We start from the raw sequence: 14,322 nt of genomic DNA, 5'->3' as shown, positions 1-14,322 counted from the left end.
AAAAATAAGGTTATGTCATGTCTGTTGAAAATCAACAATTTACTGGTACAGATCAATATATTGCGACCGATAGCTTAAAACTTGCAGTAAAAGCTGCACGTTCATTGCAAAAGCCACTTTTGGTTAAAGGTGAGCCGGGGACAGGTAAAACTCTTTTAGCCGAACAAGTCGCTGAAAGCTTAGGGCTTAAGCTCATTACGTGGCATATCAAATCGACGACCAAGGCTCAACAAGGTTTGTACGAGTACGACGCCGTATCTCGTCTGCGTGATAGTCAGTTGGGCGATGACCGTGTTTATGACATCAAAAACTATATTAAGCCGGGTAAGCTTTGGGAAGCATTCACTAGTGAAGAACGTTGTGTACTTTTAATCGATGAAATTGATAAAGCAGATATCGAATTCCCTAATGATTTGCTGCATGAACTCGATAAAATGTCCTTCTTTGTGTATGAGACGGGTGAGACAATTACGGCTACACAACGTCCAATCGTGATCATTACTTCAAATAATGAAAAAGAACTTCCAGATGCCTTCTTGCGTCGCTGTTTCTTTCATTATATTGAATTCCCTGACGAAGCAACCATGCGTGAAATCATCGATGTACATTTTGAAAATATTTCAAATACCTTGGTCTCTGAAGCACTACAAATCTTCTTTAAATTACGTCAAATTCCGGGTTTAAAGAAACCGCCTTCAACCTCTGAGTTGATTGATTGGTTGAGTTTGCTGATGGCGGATGATATGCCAGAAGATATTTTACGCAACACAGATAAATCAAAATCAATTCCACCGCTTTATGGTGCCTTGATTAAGAACGAACAAGATGTTCAATTGCTTGAGCGTCTAGCATTTATGTCACGTCGTTAATTGATATCAATTCTTTAAAAGATTTAAAAGCCGGTTATCCGGCTTTTATTTTGAGTATTAAAAAATATAAGGGTGAATTATGCAGACAAGCGCATACTTATCTCAAGTACACATAGCTGTACCTAAGAGATTAAAGCCAACTGTGCTTTTGTTGGCTGCGAGCTTTTATCTCCCTGTTTTTAGTTATGCAATGGATGATGCTCAGTTTGAACAGCAGCATCAACAGCTACTCCAAGATGCGTATTGGGCGCAACTTGCAGAACATCAACTTAAAGAAAAACTCCTCGATCAATCAGATCATCTCGCAGCTCAAACGGCCATTCAGCAAAAGGCTTGTGCTGCAACTGTACTTGAGCTGAAATACTATGATTTTGTGATCTTGAACCTAAGCGATTTTAACCGCTATAGAAACCATCAAGGTTTTCATAAAATCGTATCTATTGAACAGTTGCAGCAAGATCGCCTCAATGTTCAGCACAAATATGAAACTCTTAAACAATCGCTTAACAATAGAAATGCGATTTGCGAATAAATCATGCTGTATGTGTTTCTTTGGGTAGTAGGGCAACGTATATGAACACGCAGTAAAAGCTTTTGGCTTTACTTGTAGGGATCAATTTTTCATAATGGTGGATGTAAGGCAAGACTCAGTTGCAGATGAAATAACAAGATCACATGCATTCACACTGGATTTGACCTCCTGATATTTAATTTTTATTGGATTTTATTCGCCTATGTTTGTGCGATTGTTTTATACCCTTCGAAAATACGGTGTTCCTGTTTCAACTCGTGAATTGATTGACTTGAACCAAGCAGTGGCAGCAGGGCTGGTCTTTGCAGATCAAAATGAATTTTATCAGCTTGCAAAAACCGTTATGGTCAAAGATGAGCGTTATTTTGATAAGTTCGACCGTGCAATGAAAGACTATTTTGATGGTATTGCCACCTTTGATTTGGATGAACTATTAAATCAGGTGCATAAATTGCCAAAGGATTGGTTTGATCTTGAACTCATCGAAAAACATCTAACACCTGAACAACGAGAAGAATTAAAAAAAGCCGGATCATTAGAAGAATTGATGAAAATGCTTGAAGAGCGTTTACGCGAACAGCATAAAAAGCATCAAGGTGGTAATCGGATGATCGGTACGGGCGGTACCTCGCCCTTTGGTGCCTATGGTGACCATCCTGAAGGTGTGCGTATCGGTGGGCCTGGTCGTAAACGATCTGCGGTGAAAGTTTGGGAACAACGTCAATACCGAAATCTAGATGATGAGCAGATTCTCGGTAGTCGTCAGATGCAGATGGCTTTGCGTCGTTTGCGTAAATTTGCCCGCCAAGGTGCAGCAGAAGAGCTAGATATCGACGGAACCATTCGTGAAACAGCCAAACAAGGAATTTTGGATGTGCAGTTGGTTCCTGAACGACGTAACCGCATTAAAGTCTTGATGCTGTTTGATGTTGGGGGCTCGATGGATTCACATATTGCCCAATGTGAGAAGCTCTTTACCGCGGCTAAAACTGAATTTAAAACCTTAGAGTATTTCTATTTCCATAACTGTTTATATGACTATGTGTGGAAAGATAATATTCGCCGTTCAAGTACGCGTATGAATACTTGGGATCTATTCAATACCTATGGGCGAGATTACCGCGTCATCGTGGTCGGTGATGCAAGTATGGCACCGTATGAGTTGAACTCTGTAGGTGGTTCTGTGGAGTATATGAATGATGAAGCGGGTCAGGTGTGGTTACAGCGCTTACGCAATCACTTTGATAAAACAGCATGGTTAAACCCCGAAGAAGAAAGTTATTGGCATTACACCCAAACCATAGCTGCGATAAAACACATCTTTGAAGATCATATGTTCCCAATGACCCTAAAAGGTGTGGAAGATATGACGAAATATTTAGCGCGCTAAAGCGTTAAAAACGATACTTTTTCTTATCAATGATGTTTATATTACTTACTCCAATTTTGCATTGTTTCTTATTTTCAAAATTGGATAGTATTTAAAAGTCTTTGTTTTGCATACAACATGAAGGAAATATGATGGATCATCAAATTAATGGTATCGCATTACCTAATGAAGAAGGTTTCTTCGGTAAATACGGTGGGCAGTTCATTCCACCAGATTTAAAACAGGCAATGGATGACATTAATGTTGCTTATGAGCAAATTCGTCATACCGAAGAATTTCAAAATGAATTGAAAGAGTTGTTTGCACACTATGTTGGACGTCCAAGCCCATTGTTTTATGCGAAGCGCTTATCTGATAAATTAGGTGGTGCACAAATCTACCTCAAGCGTGAAGACCTCAACCATACTGGCGCGCATAAAATTAACCACTGCCTTGGCGAAGCCTTATTAGCAAAATACATGGGTAAAACCAAAGTGATTGCAGAAACTGGCGCAGGTCAGCATGGTGTAGCATTGGCAACGGCTTGTGCCTTAGTGGGCATTCCATGTGAAATTCACATGGGGCAAGTGGATATTGAAAAAGAACATCCAAACGTGGTGAAAATGAAGATTTTAGGTGCCAACCTTATCTCTGTTACACGTGGTACAGCTACGCTTAAAGATGCAGTAGATAGCGCTTTTGAAGAATATTTAAAAGATCCAACCAATTTTATTTATGCGATTGGTTCAGTGGTTGGCCCACATCCATTCCCGAAAATGGTTCGTGACTTCCAGTCAATTATTGGAGATGAAATTAAAGTTCAAGCCAATGATCGATTTGGTGCAAATCCTGACTATGTGGTTGCATGTGTGGGCGGTGGTTCAAATGCTGTCGGTGCATTTACAGCATTCCTCAATGACACCGATGTAAAACTTGTGGGTGTAGAACCTGCAGGTCATGGCTTAGATACCAATATGCACTCTGCGACGTTAACATTGGGTAAGCCAAGTCAAATTCATGGCATGGCATGTTATGTCCTTGAAGATGAACAGGGTGAGCCTTTGCCAGTGCATTCAATTGCATCAGGTTTGGACTATCCAGGAGTGGGGCCACAACATAGTTTGTTAAAAGACCTAGGTCGTGTTGAATATACAACAGCGACAGACCAAGAATGTTTAGATGCCTTCATGACGCTCTCACGTGTGGAAGGTATTGTTCCTGCACTAGAAAGTTCACATGCGGTTGCTTGGGCAATTCGTGAAGCGCCAAATCTTGCCAAAGATGTGAAGATTGTCGTTAACGTTTCAGGCCGTGGCGATAAAGACTCAGACTATGTGGCTGAAAAATTAGGTTTAAATTAATTACTGCCATTAAAAAAGACTAAGTTGCTCATCATCTGTTGATGATGCAAAAATCTTTTGCAGTTGTATAGTCCGATCTATATTCGAAGTATCCCAGTTTTTAACTGGGATATTTTTTTTGACGTAATTTTTATAAAAAATATGGTCAAAGCTTGATGAAATTGAAATTAACTCAGGATGTAGTGCATAAATAATTGCCTTTGCATCTAAAATTTCTGTGATAGAAGATGCAATCTCTAAATTGATCGTACGTCGGTGGTATTGCAGCAGCTCATCGTCTTTCATCGATAACATTAAGCGTTCTAATTCTAAAATGATGGCATCTAGTTGGTCTAATTTATCTAAAGCGGATTCAAACATAAGAAAGGAAATTGAGAAAAGTAATTAATTTGTAATGTGTATGTCATTACAAACTGTGAGTTATATAAAATTATTGATATTTAGAATTCCCCCTTAAAGCTTATCAAGGGGGATTTTTGAGTTTAGCCTGAAATATATTGTTGAAGTTGTTCGATCAGTTTTCGTTGATCATCCATTGCTGCTTTTACAAGGTCACCGATGGAGATTAAGCCGGTTAATTTCTGTTCCTCAACCACAGGTAAATGACGTAAATGGCGATCTGTCATAAGTTCTAAACATTCTTCGACAGTCGCTGCACTTGTGACAGTGATAACACTTCCCGTCATAATCTCGCTGACAGAGGTATCGAAAGAAGTTCTTTCCATCAGAGCGATTTTACGTGTGTAGTCACGCTCAGACAAAATACCAACGACTGTGCCTTCATGGGTCACAACGAGGGCACCAATGCCTTTTTGTGCCATCAGGGAAATGGCTTCGAGTACAGTCGCATCTGGAGTGATGGTGTAGATTTCTTGATAAGCTTTGTCTTTAAGTACTTGGGCAACTGTAGTCATATTTTCATTCCTTTATAGTAGTTTTTGTTTAATTTAAATTAGCGCGAAAATTGAAAAAAGCAAATACTTTTCAGTGCATGTTGGGGTCAAACATGCACTGAGGGTTTTATGCCATTTGAATCTTATTTTGGTTAAAAAAGAATAAACGCATTTGCGAGGTTGTGAGCTTGAGACGGATGTGGCTAGAGCTATGCAACGCAGGGATGACTTTAAGGCGTGTTAATGTCGGTAATAGCGATGCCTCAAAATCTTGTGGTGTAATACGTCGTGGAGTGTAGTTGGGCCAATGTTTTTTGGCATATTTATGCGCTTGAATGCCATTTAGCCAAAACGGGAAGATAATATGATCTTGATCGCTGGTCATTGCCCAACCTTGTTGGTGGTAGAGACCCCAAAGGACTCCACAGTACATCATGGTTTTTAAAATACTAATTTTATAAAATAAATCTTTTGGAATAGGTTTATATTGCTTTAATTTAGACATCATATGCAGCGTGTTGTTGATGTTGCTCCTATTGTAGGAAATTCTTATGAAAAAGCTGTGTAAGCTTTGAACTTGATTGTAAGAATTTATGTAGTTAAAAGTTGAAGGGTGTAAAAAACGCCACCTTAGTGACGTTTTGTTATGCTTGCAAGGTGGCCATGTTCTGCCAATATTGCGCTTTGAGTGAGTCACGTTCTACGCGGAAGCCTTGATAATAAAGTTCAGCCAAAAATAACGCTGCTTTACCATGTCCAGCACGAGCTGCATCTTCCAATTCATGAACTGCATCGCTGAAGTTCATTTGAGATTGAATTGTGTTTACCGCATTTGCGTATACATGTTCGAGTTCATGTTGAGAGAATTGTTGAATCATATTTAACTCCTTATTCTAATTATGATCATTAAGGGCCCATTCTTTAGCCCTATTAACTAATTTAACTAAGTATTATTAAACTAATATTACAATTATCTTGAATTGTCAACTATTCACGTAAATATTTCTAATTTGCTATAGTTTACATGATTAAACAATGGACAATTGTTTTCGTGAGTAAAATACTATCATAAGAAGTTGTAGATAATAAGGAGAAGTAAATGACAAGAGTTTTAGACGGTTTAACTTTAGATTATCCTCCGACATTAGCGCAAATTGTGGAGTTGGCACATCTACATCGTCGCAATCTTGATGAAGCAATTTTTCATCATGAAATTCATTTGGGGGATTTTGGTTTGGCACAGCGCAAACGTGTATATGATTTCACACGGGATTTAGATAAGGGACAGCGCTTAGAATTTTACAATGCATATAATGGCGAATTACTCAAAATCGCCGATGATGATGATTTACATCCAGCGCATGCAGAAGGTGGAATGAGTATTTTTGCAGTATTTATCGTTTTGGCGATTATTGCATTAATTCTTTATTTTGCGGTGATACGTACCATTATTCATTAAATTGTTTAGCTAACTCACAGACTGAAAAGGTGAACTGATGCAGTTTTAAGCGCTGTGACTTGAACTTCTTGAACGTCAGCCATACACTACTTTGAACCTGAGGTAGTGTATGACTATTGATTTAGAAAAAATTATTCAATTCAAATCTAAAATACAGCTTGAGCAAATTTATAATATCTTTGTTTCAGTCATGATCGTGGTGATTTTGGTATTGGCTGTGATTGCCTTATATCGTCCTATTTCTGTACAGCAATACCAAAACGTGTCACGACTTGCGTTGCAGCAAAGTTATCCTGAAACACAGGAAATGGCGATGCTGCTGAGACAGCAAGATCGCATTCGTGTGGGTGCTTATCTTAAATTGATGCATGCTTATCAGATGGAGTCTGTGCGAGCACATCAACTTCCGGCTTTGGCAGAGGAACAGCTTTAGTTGTAGGGATTATCTTGGTTGGAGCTGCTTGTACATTCTTCTCCAATATCTGCTGTACTTCATTTTTATCTAAGGTTTTGCTCACCACAATCACAGTCATATTTTCAGGGTGCATGTAAGTACGAACCGCATTTTGTACATCAGTTACAGTTATTTTTTCCAATAATTTAGGGTACTGTGTCAAATAATCTGGGTCTTGATGATAAAAGCCCAATAGACCAAGCTGTGCATTGATCGTTGCATTACTGCTGTAATTATTTGGAAAAGCACGCAGCATGCCTGCTTTGGTTTCTTCCATTTGTCTTTGATCAATAGGCATTTTGACAAAATCATTAAAAGCCTTATGTGCCACTTGAATACTATCTATCAGCTGATCTTGACGTGTTCCATAGCTAAAACTAAAGATACCGGGTGCTTGGCTAAAGCTAAATGCACTATAGGCACCATAAGTATAGCCACGTTTAACGCGAAGCTCTTGCATGAGGACCGAGTTAAAACCTCCACCACCAAACATTCGATTAGCTACTTCTAGGGCTAATCGATCTTTGTTATCACGTGTCGTTCCTAAATGTCCAAACATGACGTTGGCTTGGGTGGAATTGTAGGGAAGATGGATGATATCAAACCCTTGTTTTTCTTCTGGTTGTGCAAGTGCCTTAGCTTTTTCACCTTGGTTTAAGTTTCCGGAAATACGTTCTGCAAGGTTTTGTGCTTCTTTTTTGCTGAGTTTGCCTGTAATGGCAATATTCATGTTTTGAGCAACTAAAAATTGATTACGAAACTTCTTTAAAATGTCAGGGGTGATTTTTTTGATACTGCCATTGGTTCCAGTAATCGGTTCTGCATATGGGTGTGTGCCGTATACAGCCCGATAGAAACGAATATTCATTAAGCGACTTGGGCTTTCTTGGAGTTGTTTCTGACCAGCTTGGTTATTGCTGAGTGCTAAGTTGAGACTGGAGTTTTTAAAAGTCGCATTTTTAATCACATCCATCATCATACTTAAAGCAGGTTCTAATTTTTTAGGGTCTGACAATACGCGTAGCCGAACGACAAACATATCTCGATGTGCTTGTACGCTAAATTGAGCACCTGTTTGGTCAAAAACCGAGGCAATTTGCGTTGCATTGTATTTTTCTGTGCCTTCATCGATTAAACGTGCAGCCATGTTGGCAACACCATACAAGCCTTTTCCGACTTCTTCATCACGAGCAGAACCTGCATTAAAGGTCAGTTGAATATCCACCATGGGTAGATCTTGTGACTCAACAAACAGGCTATTTACGCCATTTCGGTTTTTCAGCACTTGAACAAGCGGAGCACGGTAGTCTTTATCAATCTGTAAATTCTTTAAACTTTGCAGCATTGGGATAGATTGTAATTGGCTCGGATTATCGTTGAGGTCGGGAACATTTTCCTTATAATTTTCTGCATGAAGGATTGAGCCAAACGCAGTGAGTAAGCTTAGAGATAAAATTTTCGTAATAGTCATCACTAATCCTTACAAGACGCTTTCAGTGTTTTGGGTTGAGCTGATTTGTTGCTCTGGAATAACAACTTCCGTTTGAGCTGGTTTTGTAGTTTGATCTGCTTTATTTGAGGTTGTTGGAACCTCTGACTGTTCTGGAAATAGATACATGGTGCTTAAATTTTCTCGGACAAAATACGCATTGGCGACACGTTGAATATCCTGTGCGCTGACGTTTTCATATAGTTTTGGTAATTCGTCCATTAGCCTGAAACTGAGCCCATTGACTTCTAAGTTACCGATCGTCTTGGCTTGGCTGCTGATGTCATCTTGGTTATAGACTAAATTGGAGACAAAACGTGTGGTGATACGTTCAACTTCTGGTGTTTTGACTAATTCTGTTTTTAAAGTGTCGATTTCATCTTGTATCGCTTTTTGCGCTTGTTCCATTTTGACGCCATCAGCAGGGAGTGCTGAAATGGTAAACAAGCTGTCTCCACGATTGTATGGATCATAAGAAACACTTACAGCCGTAAGTAATTTTCTATCGCGCACCAGTTTGTCTTGTAGGCGCGATGAGATGCCGCTGTCTAAAATATTGCGAATAATATTGAGTGCATAAGCATCTTGTGGATTTTTTGCGGTAGCCAGTGAGCGTACATTCCACGCCATATACAAATTGGGCACTTGTACGGGTAAATTTAGTTCCATATGACGATAGCCCACACGTTCAAATTCCCTCACATCGTTACGATCAGGTGTTTTACGTGATGGAATATCACCAAAGTATTTTTGAACTTGACGAATGGCTGCTTCGGCATCAACATCACCGACAATCACCAAAATGGCGTTGTTTGGGGTATACCAATCTTTATACCATTGTTTTAAATCTGCTAATTTGATGTTTTGCAGATTTTTCATGTGTCCAATGACAGGTTGGCGATAATGACTGGTTGGATAAGAAATCCATTTGAAACGTTCATAAGCCAAAGAACGAGGGTTGTCATCTGTACGCTGTCTGCGTTCTTCCATAACCACTTTAATTTCAGGCTCGAAATCTTGTTGTTGCAATCGTAAATTACTCATACGATCCGCTTCGAGCTCCAGCGCCATAGGGAAGTAGGCTTTAGGATACAACTGATAATAATTCGTGTAATTGGTAAAGGTTGCAGCGTTGATGCTGCCGCCATAGATACGGCTGAGACGTGTAAATTCATCATTAGGAACTTTGGTGGTTCCTTTAAACATCATATGTTCGAGCGCGTGGGAGATCCCTAATAGATTGCCCGACTCATCACTACTACCCACACGGTACCAAATATGGGTCATTACCATCGGCGCACGGTGGTCTTCACGGATAATGACCTTTAAGCCATTTTTAAGCGTGGTTTCAAAGGTGCTACGTGTTAATTGGGTACGTGTGTCTGCATGTAGATTGGGTGCAGACCAAAAGCAACTGCTGATGACACAGATAGGAAGCGCAGAGCGAAATAAAGTTTTAAAAAAATAAGGAGAAAATCTGTTTTTATGGGACACAAAGGAATCCATTAAAATGCATTTTATAATTATCTAGTTTTCCTAAAGTTAATTTTGATTGCAAGTTCAACATGTTGTTTTTTAGTGTGCTTCGCTCTGACGGGCGTGTATCGACTCAATTTAAGATAACTTATGATAGAATCGGTTTTTTTAACGCAGTGCTTTTCAAGGATTCGGCATGCAACAGCAATCTCATGGGCAGAATAAATTTTTGATTGATGCTGATATCGGTGATGACGATGTCACGCTACCGAGTTTACCTGCGGTAAATGTGCCGATTATCGAGACACCGAAAGTACAGCAAGAAGTTGCTGCACCATTACAAGAAACAGAGTCAGAAACTGAAGACTCGAAGGCGAAAGGCGGCTTCTTTAGTCGTATGAAAGAAGGTCTAGCAAAGTCACGTAAGAACTTGGCAGACGGCATGGTGAATATCCTGATCGGTGGGAAGGAAATTGACGATGAACTTTTAGAGGAAGTTGAAGAGCAACTTTTGGTTGCTGACATTGGTGTCGATGCAACCAAAACGATTATTGCGAACTTAACTGAACGTACTGAACGTGGCGATTTAATTTACTCGCACTCTTTATATAAAGCGCTTCAAGAAGAACTGGTGGCATTACTTGCACCACGTGTTAAACCGCTACATATTGACAGCAATAAAAATCCGTATGTGATTTTGGTTGTTGGTGTAAATGGTGTGGGTAAAACCACCACGATTGGTAAATTAGCGAAACGCTTACAAGGTGAAGGTAAAAAAGTAATGTTGGCTGCTGGTGATACATTCCGTGCAGCAGCCACAGAACAATTACAAATTTGGGGCGAACGCAATAATATTGCCGTTGTGGCTCAAGGTCATGGTGCAGATTCTGCTTCAGTTATTTTTGATGCATTTGAAAGTGCTCGTGCAAAAGGCGTAGACGTGCTGATTGCAGACACCGCAGGTCGTTTACACAACAAAGGACACCTCATGCAAGAGTTGTCTAAAGTAAAACGTGTAATGCAAAAAATTGACGCTACAGCTCCACATGAAGTGATGTTGGTGGTAGATGCAGGCACAGGTCAAAATGCTATTAACCAAGTTGAAATGTTTGACGAGGCAGTAGGGCTTACAGGTCTAACCATTACTAAACTGGATGGTACTGCGAAAGGTGGTGTGTTATTTAATATTGCAAGCCGTACCCATGTGCCAATTCGTTTTATTGGTGTAGGTGAGAAAATTGATGACTTACGTCCATTCTCAGCTAAATCATTTGTCGCAGCATTATTTGAAACTGATAAATAAAATGCGTTAAATGTCACATAAACTCCGCAAAATGCGGAGTTTTTTGTTTTTGAGCTTACTGATTGATTTAAAAAGCAACATGTGAATAAATCATAGTCAAAATTCAGCCTGATATACCCTTAGAATAAGTAAGGAATTATTGTTATATATAAAAATTGCTTTGGGGTGTTTAGGGTGGCGTTACTCGATAAAATTGGTCATGTATTGACTGCGGATATCACTAAAGATTTTAAATTAAAAAAGAAAACTACCGAACATGAAGTAGAAGCGTCATTTGTCGACCAACTAAAGAAACGTCGTAGTATCTACGAGCTTGGAAAGAAGGTGCATTACAGTCAGGCTTATTTGGCTGAACTGATTCAAGAATCCGTAAGAAGCTGTCCATCTGCATATAATTCGCAAAGCACACGTATTGTGGTTTTATTTGGTGAATCTCATCAAAAATTTTGGGACATAGTAAAAGACGTACAACGCAAGAATGTTGCGAGTTATATTTTTGAGGGCGTGGCGCTCAAAATAGATCAATGTGCAGCTGGCCTAGGAACTGTGCTTTTCTATGAAGATCAAGCCGTGATTCAACAATTACAAAAGAAAGTGCCATTAAGTGCAGAAGATTTTCCAGTGTGGTCGGAGCAAACGTCTGGCATGGCCCAATTCGCAGTATGGACTTCGATCGCAGATGCAGGTCTAGGCGCATGTTTACAGCACTATAATCCACACATTGATTATGCTGTTGCCGAACACTTTGATATTTCACAACAATGGCTGCTACGTGCGCAGTTGGTCTTTGGTTCAATTAAAGGCCAAGCGCCTGAACGCTTAGAACTAGAAGATCAAGATCAGTTTAGAATTTATGAGTAATTTCTATGTGCTGTATGTTGCTTTGATTTCTGCCGTACTAAAGACAGTGAAACCAAAATCTGAATGTAAGTGGGTTGTAGGTATTTAGATGCTTGCAACTGATTGTTCTAGAAATAAGACACAATGTTGTAAATATAGTCATGCAACTGTTAAAAACATCACCTATTATAAATCTCAACTTAGTCAGCTAATTGAAAATAAAAAGAGGTCTTGTAATGTCATTCTTGAATCAAATCGAACAACGTCGCACAATCTATTCTATTGGTAATAACGTGAGTTTATCGCAAGATGAAATTGAGCAAACCATTAAAAATGCTGTACGTTTAAGTCCGTCATCATTTAACTCTCAAACGTCTCGTGTCGTTATTCTGTTTGGTGATGCACATCAAAAATTCTGGAATATCGTACGTGAAACTTTACGTAAAATTGTACCTGCAGATGCATTTGAAGGAACTAATGGCAAGATTAATAGTTTTGCAGCAGGTTTTGGTACAGCATTATTTTATGAAGATCAGGCTGTAGTAAAAGCTCTCCAAGAACAATTTGCACTTTATGCAGATAATTTCCCAGTATGGTCTGAACACTCAACGGCGATTGCTCAATTTGCTACTTGGACTGCTTTGGCTGAAAAAAATATTGGTGCGTCATTACAACATTACAATCCAATTGTTGATGCTGAAACAGCTGCGGCATTTGATGTGCCAGATCAATGGAAACTACGTGCACAACTTGTTTTCGGTTCGATTGAAGCACCTGCAGGTGAAAAAACCTTTATTTCAGATGAAGAACGATTCAAAACATTCAAGTAATGATGGTGTGATGAATTAAAAAGGATGCTTTGAGCATCCTTTTTTTATATGCAAAATTCTTGAATGAATATCAAAATAATGTCTTGAAACAAAATATACAGTGATTGTTAGATGTCATAAGATTGTCACATATGCATTGCATAGTGCATTCGAAACTAAATAATTGATAAAGAGTGATAATGATGACTTTAAGATTAACTGTTGCTGCTGCAGCGCTGATGTTAAGTAGTGCCGGATTTGCAGCTGTAACTTTGACTGTTCCGGAAGAAATTAAAATAGTTGCAGTTAATGATCAAGAAGTTACTGGTGGTTTATTTCGATCTACGGAGAAGTATAAGCTAGATGCAGGTGAAAACCTATTAACGGTACGTTATAGTGAATTTTTTCAACATGCTGATAATTCTCACGATATTTTAAAGTCAGGTGTGGCCGCTATTCGTACTCCAGCACTGATTGATGGTCAAGAGTATCGTTTGGGTCTAGTCAATGCACCAAAAGATTTTGATGCTGCGCAAAAATATAAAGACCAACCGATATTTGGTTTGTATGACAGATCTAATCAATTACTTGTGCAGCAAGCTGGGGCGAAGAAAGAACAAAAATCGATTTTCTCCAATGGTGTTTTAGGTAATGCTGTAGATTTTACGAAGAAAGAAGCTGTACCAGAAAATCAACCGGCACCTGTTTATGCACAATCCTTAAATGTAAAACCAACTAACGTGGCAGCTCCTGTGGTCGCTCCAAAAAATATAGCTGTTCATCAAAATGGGGCAGATCAACAATTAATTCAGCTTTGGCAGAAGGCTAGTAAAGCTGAACGACAAAAATTTATGAGTTGGTTGGCTGAGCAAGCAAACTAAAGTCACTTTTGTAACTTCATTAGTTTTCTTAAAATCCGTGATATTCGAAAAGTCCGTTGAATTACGGGCTTTTTAGATTGAAGAATATAAAAATCACCAAGAATTATAAAATTCGTCTTTCATAAAGCAAAATATAAGGATATATTGATCTTTAAATAAGCAATAGATTGCTTTTAGTTTAAAAAATATACACTCAAGCAAAATATTATAGAAATTTCTATGATAGGGGCTTGTGTTTGTTTTGAAACTCTATAGAATACGCTGCATACCAACGCAGACAGCGATAAACGTAAGGTTTTTAGTTGTTTGATGTTGTTTTCTTATTTGCTGACGAAGTATTAAGAAAATCATTAAGAGATTATGAAGAACAACTTGTGTGGATTTTTACTGATTGATCGATCGAAATTATTTTCATTGATTGATGGTAGAAATTACTCGAAGTTTATTTGAGCAAATTTTTGTCAGTAATTGATGAGCCAAGATTGGTACACTATATGTACTATTGATTTTAAACTGAAGAGTTTGATCATGGCTCAGATTGAACGCTGGCGGCAGGCTTAACACATGCAAGTCGAGCGGGAATAGGT

General features: G+C 38.8%; 15 protein-coding genes, 1 rRNA gene and 1 pseudogene. 11 read left to right on the top strand and 6 right to left on the bottom strand.

Features of this window, described 5'->3' with window-relative positions; all coding sequences use genetic code 11:
* Positions 1 to 17: 17 nt before the first annotated feature.
* From B1201_RS12930 to trpB, 4 genes are all read left to right on the top strand, one after another.
* On the top strand, positions 18 to 869 hold the full coding sequence (locus tag B1201_RS12930) for an AAA family ATPase (protein WP_078193906.1): 852 nt from the start codon (positions 18 to 20) through the stop codon (positions 867 to 869).
* A gap of 79 nt (positions 870 to 948) precedes the next feature.
* Entirely contained in the window at positions 949 to 1,401 is a 453-nt protein-coding gene (locus B1201_RS12925; RefSeq protein WP_078193905.1) for a hypothetical protein, read from the top strand.
* Positions 1,402 to 1,603: 202 nt separating this feature from the next.
* Positions 1,604 to 2,791 carry a vWA domain-containing protein gene (locus B1201_RS12920; protein WP_078193904.1) on the top strand — a complete coding sequence of 396 codons (1,188 nt, stop codon included), beginning with the start codon at positions 1,604 to 1,606 and terminating at the stop codon, positions 2,789 to 2,791.
* Between the two features lie 131 nt (positions 2,792 to 2,922).
* On the top strand, positions 2,923 to 4,131 hold the full coding sequence (gene trpB / locus B1201_RS12915; protein WP_078193903.1) for a tryptophan synthase subunit beta: 1,209 nt from the start codon (positions 2,923 to 2,925) through the stop codon (positions 4,129 to 4,131).
* Between the two features lie 9 nt (positions 4,132 to 4,140).
* Here the strand turns inward: trpB and B1201_RS12910 are convergent, their stop codons facing one another.
* The 4 genes from B1201_RS12910 to B1201_RS12895 all read right to left on the bottom strand — a co-directional run bounded on the left by B1201_RS12910 (position 4,141) and on the right by B1201_RS12895 (position 5,902).
* Entirely contained in the window at positions 4,141 to 4,491 is a 351-nt protein-coding gene (locus tag B1201_RS12910; protein ID WP_078193902.1) for a hypothetical protein, read from the bottom strand.
* Between the two features lie 122 nt (positions 4,492 to 4,613).
* Positions 4,614 to 5,045, bottom strand: coding sequence for a CBS domain-containing protein (locus B1201_RS12905; RefSeq protein WP_078193901.1), 432 nt, complete (start codon positions 5,043 to 5,045; stop codon positions 4,614 to 4,616).
* A 106-nt stretch (positions 5,046 to 5,151) separates the two neighbouring features.
* On the bottom strand, positions 5,152 to 5,529 hold the full coding sequence (locus tag B1201_RS12900) for a DUF2750 domain-containing protein (protein WP_078193900.1): 378 nt from the start codon (positions 5,527 to 5,529) through the stop codon (positions 5,152 to 5,154).
* A gap of 139 nt (positions 5,530 to 5,668) precedes the next feature.
* Complete coding sequence (locus B1201_RS12895) at positions 5,669 to 5,902, bottom strand: hypothetical protein (protein ID WP_078188494.1); 234 nt, start codon at positions 5,900 to 5,902, stop codon at positions 5,669 to 5,671.
* 221 nt (positions 5,903 to 6,123) lie between these two features.
* Between B1201_RS12895 and B1201_RS12890 the strand changes: the two genes are divergently transcribed.
* The gene (locus tag B1201_RS12890; RefSeq protein WP_078193899.1) at positions 6,124 to 6,483 is read left to right on the top strand and encodes a hypothetical protein; all 360 of its coding nucleotides are present in this window, start codon (positions 6,124 to 6,126) and stop codon (positions 6,481 to 6,483) included.
* 109 nt (positions 6,484 to 6,592) lie between these two features.
* A complete protein-coding gene (locus tag B1201_RS12885) occupies positions 6,593 to 6,916 on the top strand; it encodes a hypothetical protein (RefSeq protein ID WP_078193898.1) in 324 nt (107 codons plus the stop codon).
* Here the strand turns inward: B1201_RS12885 and B1201_RS12880 are convergent.
* Both B1201_RS12880 and B1201_RS12875 read right to left on the bottom strand, forming a co-directional pair.
* Positions 6,840 to 8,411 carry a M16 family metallopeptidase gene (locus B1201_RS12880; protein ID WP_373684746.1) on the bottom strand — a complete coding sequence of 524 codons (1,572 nt, stop codon included), beginning with the start codon at positions 8,409 to 8,411 and terminating at the stop codon, positions 6,840 to 6,842. The two genes, B1201_RS12885 and B1201_RS12880, sit on opposite strands and share 77 nt — an antisense overlap.
* Before the next feature lie 120 nt (positions 8,412 to 8,531).
* Positions 8,532 to 9,932: pseudogene (locus tag B1201_RS12875) on the bottom strand (M16 family metallopeptidase); the annotation flags it as partial.
* Between the two features lie 166 nt (positions 9,933 to 10,098).
* Here B1201_RS12875 and ftsY point away from each other — a divergent pair.
* From ftsY to B1201_RS12850, 5 genes are all read left to right on the top strand, one after another.
* A complete protein-coding gene (ftsY, locus tag B1201_RS12870) occupies positions 10,099 to 11,205 on the top strand; it encodes a signal recognition particle-docking protein FtsY (RefSeq protein WP_078188489.1) in 1,107 nt (368 codons plus the stop codon).
* A 174-nt stretch (positions 11,206 to 11,379) separates the two neighbouring features.
* Entirely contained in the window at positions 11,380 to 12,066 is a 687-nt protein-coding gene (locus tag B1201_RS12865; RefSeq protein ID WP_078193895.1) for a nitroreductase family protein, read from the top strand.
* 215 nt (positions 12,067 to 12,281) lie between these two features.
* Positions 12,282 to 12,875: a nitroreductase family protein gene (locus B1201_RS12860; protein ID WP_078193894.1), complete on the top strand. Its 594-nt coding sequence runs from the start codon at positions 12,282 to 12,284 to the stop codon at positions 12,873 to 12,875.
* 182 nt (positions 12,876 to 13,057) lie between these two features.
* A complete protein-coding gene (locus tag B1201_RS12855; protein ID WP_078193893.1) occupies positions 13,058 to 13,735 on the top strand; it encodes a DUF2057 domain-containing protein in 678 nt (225 codons plus the stop codon).
* Between the two features lie 510 nt (positions 13,736 to 14,245).
* Positions 14,246 to 14,322 (top strand): 16S ribosomal RNA (locus B1201_RS12850); the annotation flags it as partial.

It is taken from the genome of Acinetobacter sp. ANC 5600 (genome assembly GCF_002018395.1).
In the GTDB taxonomy this organism is placed as follows: Bacteria; Pseudomonadota; Gammaproteobacteria; order Pseudomonadales; family Moraxellaceae; genus Acinetobacter; species Acinetobacter amyesii.
This window is presented reverse-complemented; position numbering and strand designations above follow the sequence as displayed.

Excerpts from the sequence above, each read along its gene's own strand:
- B1201_RS12930 (WP_078193906.1), top strand. The coding sequence starts at position 18 with ATGTCTGTTGAAAATCAACAATTTACTGGTACAGATCAATATATTGCG.
- B1201_RS12925 (WP_078193905.1), top strand. The coding sequence starts at position 949 with ATGCAGACAAGCGCATACTTATCTCAAGTACACATAGCTGTACCTAAG.
- B1201_RS12920 (WP_078193904.1), top strand. The coding sequence starts at position 1,604 with ATGTTTGTGCGATTGTTTTATACCCTTCGAAAATACGGTGTTCCTGTT.
- trpB (WP_078193903.1), top strand. The coding sequence starts at position 2,923 with ATGGATCATCAAATTAATGGTATCGCATTACCTAATGAAGAAGGTTTC.
- B1201_RS12910 (WP_078193902.1), bottom strand. The coding sequence starts at position 4,491 with ATGTTTGAATCCGCTTTAGATAAATTAGACCAACTAGATGCCATCATT.
- B1201_RS12905 (WP_078193901.1), bottom strand. The coding sequence starts at position 5,045 with ATGACTACAGTTGCCCAAGTACTTAAAGACAAAGCTTATCAAGAAATC.
- B1201_RS12900 (WP_078193900.1), bottom strand. The coding sequence starts at position 5,529 with ATGTCTAAATTAAAGCAATATAAACCTATTCCAAAAGATTTATTTTAT.
- B1201_RS12895 (WP_078188494.1), bottom strand. The coding sequence starts at position 5,902 with ATGATTCAACAATTCTCTCAACATGAACTCGAACATGTATACGCAAAT.
- B1201_RS12890 (WP_078193899.1), top strand. The coding sequence starts at position 6,124 with ATGACAAGAGTTTTAGACGGTTTAACTTTAGATTATCCTCCGACATTA.
- B1201_RS12885 (WP_078193898.1), top strand. The coding sequence starts at position 6,593 with ATGACTATTGATTTAGAAAAAATTATTCAATTCAAATCTAAAATACAG.
- ftsY (WP_078188489.1), top strand. The coding sequence starts at position 10,099 with ATGCAACAGCAATCTCATGGGCAGAATAAATTTTTGATTGATGCTGAT.
- B1201_RS12860 (WP_078193894.1), top strand. The coding sequence starts at position 12,282 with ATGTCATTCTTGAATCAAATCGAACAACGTCGCACAATCTATTCTATT.
- B1201_RS12855 (WP_078193893.1), top strand. The coding sequence starts at position 13,058 with ATGACTTTAAGATTAACTGTTGCTGCTGCAGCGCTGATGTTAAGTAGT.